Origin of the sequence: Frankia nepalensis (assembly GCF_016786325.1) — a bacterium.
GTDB lineage: Bacteria > Actinomycetota > Actinomycetes > Frankiales > Frankiaceae > Pseudofrankia > Pseudofrankia nepalensis.
The window spans coordinates 17,038-22,236 of the sequence record NZ_JADWYU010000241.1; the positions used below are offsets into that span (position 1 = coordinate 17,038).

Annotated in this window: 5 protein-coding genes; 3 read left to right on the top strand and 2 right to left on the bottom strand. The window is 73.7% G+C overall.

Annotated elements, in window-relative coordinates:
* Window positions 1-464 precede the first annotated feature (464 nt).
* Together I6A81_RS37460 and I6A81_RS37465 are read left to right on the top strand one after the other, a co-directional pair.
* Complete coding sequence (locus tag I6A81_RS37460; RefSeq protein ID WP_203003337.1) at window positions 465-1,193, top strand: SGNH/GDSL hydrolase family protein; 729 nt, start codon at window positions 465-467, stop codon at window positions 1,191-1,193.
* 262 nt (window positions 1,194-1,455) lie between these two features.
* Complete coding sequence (locus I6A81_RS37465) at window positions 1,456-2,076, top strand: FMN-binding negative transcriptional regulator (RefSeq protein WP_203003338.1); 621 nt, start codon at window positions 1,456-1,458, stop codon at window positions 2,074-2,076.
* 157 nt (window positions 2,077-2,233) lie between these two features.
* On the opposite strand, the gene I6A81_RS37470 is transcribed toward I6A81_RS37465, so the two are convergent.
* Entirely contained in the window at window positions 2,234-3,349 is a 1,116-nt protein-coding gene (locus tag I6A81_RS37470; protein ID WP_203007546.1) for an NAD(P)H-dependent flavin oxidoreductase, read from the bottom strand.
* A gap of 257 nt (window positions 3,350-3,606) precedes the next feature.
* Here I6A81_RS37470 and I6A81_RS37475 point away from each other — a divergent pair, with 257 nt between their 5' ends.
* Window positions 3,607-4,671 (top strand): Gfo/Idh/MocA family protein, encoded by a 1,065-nt coding sequence (locus tag I6A81_RS37475; protein ID WP_203007540.1) that lies wholly within the window; start codon window positions 3,607-3,609, stop codon window positions 4,669-4,671.
* Here I6A81_RS37475 and I6A81_RS37480 read toward each other — a convergent pair.
* Window positions 4,643-5,199, bottom strand: a 557-nt coding sequence (locus I6A81_RS37480; RefSeq protein ID WP_203010455.1) for a hypothetical protein, incomplete at its 5' end; no start/stop codon positions are given. The genes I6A81_RS37475 and I6A81_RS37480 overlap by 29 nt on opposite strands.

Consider the following 5,199-nt stretch of genomic DNA (forward strand, 5'->3'; position numbering starts at 1 on the left):
CGAGACCTCGGCTGATCGGCGAGACCTCGGCTGATCGGCGAGACCTCGGCTGATCGGCGAGACCTCGGCTGATCGGCGAGACCTCGGCTGATCGGCCAGGCCCTGGCGGGCCGGCCAGACCGCCGATCCGCGCACGCTTCTGACGATCAAAGGCCGCCAGAGAGCCAGATCACCTCCTTGATCATCAGATCTGTGCGCCATTGGGCGATCTATGCCCGCTTAGTTCTCGAATGCGCGCAGCTCGGCGATCAAGCGACGAGCCCGGCCGCGCGAGCCGAAGATCGCCGGCTGTGCGCGAATCGGCGCCCGGCATCCCGCGCCGCACCCGTTCAAGATCTAGAAGAGCCCCTCGGGGCCGAGCACGGGCGCCCCGGATCACGGCCCGGGCACGGATGACGGAGGTCACCTTGACGATCGACCGTTCGCCATTGAAGTACGAACGTTCGTACTCTAAATTTTCCCCCATGACCTCCCTCGACATCGCGACGACGGCCGCCGTCTACGCCTGGGCTGAGCGGGCGGACCCGGACTGCCTGTCTCCCGCCGCCGAGGCGGAGCTGCTGCGCAACGCCCCCTGGCGGCGGTTCGCCGTGCTGGGCGACAGCGTCGCCGCCGGCATCCGCGAGCCGCGGCCCGGCTACCTGGACCAGTCCTTCGCCGACCGGGTCGCGGCGGCGCTCGCCGCCGGGCACCCCGAGACGCGTTACCGCAACCTCGGCGCGCCGTGGGCCCGCCTCGCCGACGTGCACTCCGGCCAGCTGCCGGAGGCAGTCGGCCTGGTCCCCGACCTCGTGCTGTTCGTCGCCGGCGGCAACGACGTCGTGAGCCCCGACTACGACGTGGACCGCCTCTGGGGCGACCTGCTGGAGATCCTGCTCCCGCTCGCGGACCTGGGCGCGCTGGTGGTGACCGTCGGCCTGTTCGACCTCCCTCGCTCCAGCCTGGCGCCCCGCCGGTTCGCGGCGATGGCCAACCTGCTCGACCGCCTCGACACCGTCACCGCGGCCGTCGCGGCCCAGGTGGGCGGCATCCACGTCGACACCCACCACCACCCGCGCGGCACCGACCCGGCGATCTACTCCAGCGACCGCCTGCACGCGAACTCCTCCGGCCACGCCATCGCCTCGGCCGCCATCGTCCGCGCGCTCGCCGCCCGCCTGGGCAACCCGACGACGGCCACCCCCGAGCCATGACCACGAACCCGCGCCACCAACGCCACCAACGCCACCAACGCCACCAACGCCACCAACGCGAGAACCCCAAAGACGACCAGAAGAATCCGTGGCGGACCGCCCCTGGCCGGTGATCGCCGTTTGTGCCCTCCAGCGGTCGTCGACGGGGCCGGATGACGACTCCCGAAGGGCACAAACGGCGATCAAGCACCGCCCGCCCACGAGATCAGAGGCAGGTCGAGCGACGACGCGGCCCGCGCGGAGGCACCCGTAAGGTGGCGGCATGTACCTTCCCGTCGCGTTCCGGGTCGACGACGAGGCGCAGGTCCGCGACTTCGTGGCGGACCGCGGGTCGGCGACGCTGGTGACCGTCGGCCCCGACGGCCAGCCGGACGCGAGCCTGCTCCCGGTCCTGTGGGAGGACGACCTCGTCGTCGCGCACCTCGCCCGGGCGAACGACCACTGGCGGCGCATCGCGACGGGCGGCGCGGCGGACGGGGCGCCGGCCCTGCTGGTCGTGACCGGCCCGGAGGCGTACGTGTCGCCGTCGTGGTACCCGTCGAAGGCGGAGCACGGCCGGGTCGTGCCGACCTGGAACTACTCGGCGGTCCACCTGCGCGGCCGGGTGACCGTGCGCGACGACGCGGAGTGGCTGCGTGGCGTGGTCACCCGGCTGACGGACCGCCACGAGACCGGCCGCGAGCTCCCCTGGGCGGTCGGCGACGCGCCGGAGCGGTACCTCGAGCGGCAGCTGCGCGCCATCGTCGGCGTCTGCCTGCGGGTCGAGTCCGTGGAGGCCAAGGCCAAGTGGAGCCAGAACCGGTCGGACGAGGACCGCGCCGGCGTACTGGCGGGCCTGCCCGACCCCGCCGCCCAGTCCCGGGTGAGATCCGGCTCCCTCTAGGGCGCTTCCCATGGATCTTGGTCGATGCGGGCGGCGTCCAGGCGGTTGCTCGCAAGGCGGAGGAGGAGTCCATAGCGGAGCTATGGGCGACGACGACAACGCGGCGAGCGGCCGTCTGGACGCCGATCCGCGCGGCCGAAGATCCACGGGAAGCGCCCTAGTCCTCGACGAGGCCGGACAGCCGCTGCGTCGTCGCGATCCACTCCTCTACCAGACCGTGTACGACCTCGGCGGCGGGACGGCGGGAGTTCATCCGCCCGACGATCTGGCCGACCGGGAAGCCGTTGAGCTCCGGAGTGCCGGCCCGGGTGAACCGGCGGGCGGCCTCGGCCCAGACGACGCCCTGAAGCGGCATCGGGAGCGTCTTCGGCGCGTCCGGCCGTTCCCAGGCGTCCGTCCACGCGTTGCGGAGCAGCCGGGCCGGCTTGCCCGTCATCGACCGCGACCGCACCGTGTCCCGGGACGAGGCCTTGAGCAGGTTCGCGACGGCGGCCGGGTTGGTGTCCGCCTCGGCGACCGTCAGCCAGATCGAGCCGGTCCAGGCGCCCTGCGCGCCGAGGGCGAGCGCCGCCGCCACCTGCCGGCCCGAGCCGATGCCGCCGGCGGCGAGCACCGGCACATCCGGCCCGACGGCGTCGACGACCTCCGGGACCAGCACCATCGTCGAGATCTCGCCGGTGTGCCCGCCGGCCTCGGTGCCCTGGGCGACGATCACGTCGACGCCCTGCTCGACCTGCTTGACGGCGTGCCGCGGGCTGCCGACCAGCGCGCCGACGAGGATGCCGTGCTCGTGCGCCCGGTCGACGACCTCCTTCGGGGGCGGGCCGAGGGCGTTGACGAGCAGGCGCGTCGGGTGCTTGAGCGCCACCTCCACCTGGCCGGGGCCCTCCAGGTCGACGGCGAGGCCGGCGGCCTTGATGTCGCGGCTGTCGGCGGTGTCCGCGGGCAGCGGCGGGACGCCGTACTCGGCTAGCACGCTGTCGACGAACGCCCGGTGCTCGGCCGGTACCAGGTCGGAGATCTTCTCCCGGGTGAAGCCCTCGCCCTTGCCCATGTAGGCGTTGGGCATGACGATGTCGACCCCGTACGGCTTCCCGTCGACGTTGTCGTCGATCCAGGAGAGCTCGACCTCCAGCTCCTCGGCGTTGAACGCCAACGCGCCCAGCACCCCGAACCCGCCGGCGCGGCTCACCGCGGCCACGACGTCGCGGCAGTGCGAGAAGGCGAAGATCGGGAACTCGATGCCAAGCCGGTCACAGATGGGTGTTCGCATGGTCACGTCTCACTTGTCTGCTTGGGTTACGTCCCGCTTACCTGTTGCCTTGGGTTACGTCCCGCTCGCCCGTTCGTCCCGCCGCGCTCGCGTTTCAGACACTGTGGTTGATCTCGGCCGGTCCAGATCAAGCCCGGTCCGGGTTTGCCTGCCGGCCGAGACGGGCCAACCGAACTGGAACCAGTTCTAGTTCCTTCTTCCCTGGCGCGCAAGGCATCCTGCCCACGGGCTGTCCCGCGGGCCGGCCCACCGGCAGGATGACGGCCGTGGATGAGCGAATTCGGTGGGGTATAGCCGGCACCGGGCTGATCGCCGGGGAGTTCGCCCGCGACCTGGCCCTCGTCGCGGACGCCGAGCTGGTGGCGGTCGGCTCCCGCGGCACGGCGCGCGCGGCGGCGTTCGGCGACGAGTTCGCGGTGCCGCGCCGGCACGGCTCCTACGAGGCGCTGGCCGCCGACCCGGGCGTGGACGTCGTCTACGTCGCCTCGCCGCACTCGGCCCACCTGGCGCACACCCTGCTGTTCCTCGGCGCCGGCAAGCACGTCCTGTGCGAGAAGCCGCTCGCGCTGAGCGCCGCCCAGGTCGCCCGGATGCAGGCCGCCGCGACCGACGCGGGCCGTTTCCTGATGGAGGCGGTGTGGAGCCGCTTCACGCCCGCCTACCGGCTGATGCTCGAGCTGGTCGCCGCCGGCGAGATCGGCGACGTGCTGCTGGTCGAGGCCGAGTTCGGCTTCCGCGCGCCGTTCGACCCGGCGCACCGGCTGTTCGACCCGGCGCTCGGCGGCGGCAGCATCCTCGACATCGGCATCTACCCGGTGCAGCTCGCGCACCTGCTGCTCGGCGCGCCGGACCAGGTGGCCGTGGCGGGGGTCGTGGGCTCCACCGGGGTCGACGAGCACGTCGTCGCGGCGCTGCGCTACGGCACGGGCGCGCTCGCCGTCGCGAAGTCGTCGTTGCGCGCCGACCTGCCGGGAACGGCCCGGATCACCGGCACCCTGGGCGCGATCGAGTTCCCGACGGCGATGTGGGCGCCGGACACGCTGCTGGTCCGCTCCCCCACGCGGGTACCCCACGGCGGCCCGGACCCCGGCGGCGCCACGCGGATCGACGCGCCGCTGACCGGGATCGGCCTGCACTACCAGGTCCGCCATGTCCACGACCGGCTGCGCGCCGGGCACCTCGACAGTGACGTCCTGCCGCCGGCGGAAAGCCTGCGCATAGCCGAGACCCTCGACCGCATCCGGGAGTCCCTCGGCGTTCGCTACCCCGCCGACGCGCCGGAGCCGGGCACGGTCACGGCCGGCGGGCAGGGTGGAGGCTGAGGGCCAGGGCGGTCATGGCGTGGCGGTTGACGCCGCGGACCCAGACGCGGGTGCCGGCGCGGTCGAAGACCAGGTGTCCCTGCAGCAGGTCGCCGTCGGGCGGCCACCAGCTGGCCGGGGTCCCGTCGGGCAGGCGGACGCGCTCCCAGCCGGCGGTGTCGGCGATGCCGGCGCCCGCGGACTGGCTGACGGTGAGCAGCTCGCCGCTGTTGCGGGCGGGGAAGGCGATCACGACGGCACCCTCGGGGCGGCGCTCGACCCGGCCGACGAAGGCGCGCCCGATGGGCAGGCACAGCGGGAAGTCGACCTCGCCGACGAGCTCCGCGAGCGGGCGCGCGTCGAGCGCGCCCGCCTGGCTCGCCGCCGGGGCCGGCGGACCGGGCCGAGCGGCCGGCGGCGCGGGGGCGGGGGCGGGGGGGGGGGGGGGGGCGGGGGGGGCGCCGGGCGGGCCCACCCCGCTGTGGCAGCAGCGCCAGCGCAGCGCGGCGCTGCTGTCGGTGGCGGCCGAGTTCGAGAACTTCCCGGTGG

Bases quoted from the DNA above. Each gene is read 5' to 3' on its own strand.
- I6A81_RS37460 (WP_203003337.1), top strand. From the start codon at position 465: ATGACCTCCCTCGACATCGCGACGACGGCCGCCGTCTACGCCTGGGCT.
- I6A81_RS37465 (WP_203003338.1), top strand. From the start codon at position 1,456: ATGTACCTTCCCGTCGCGTTCCGGGTCGACGACGAGGCGCAGGTCCGC.
- I6A81_RS37470 (WP_203007546.1), bottom strand. From the start codon at position 3,349: ATGCGAACACCCATCTGTGACCGGCTTGGCATCGAGTTCCCGATCTTC.
- I6A81_RS37475 (WP_203007540.1), top strand. From the start codon at position 3,607: ATGACGGCCGTGGATGAGCGAATTCGGTGGGGTATAGCCGGCACCGGG.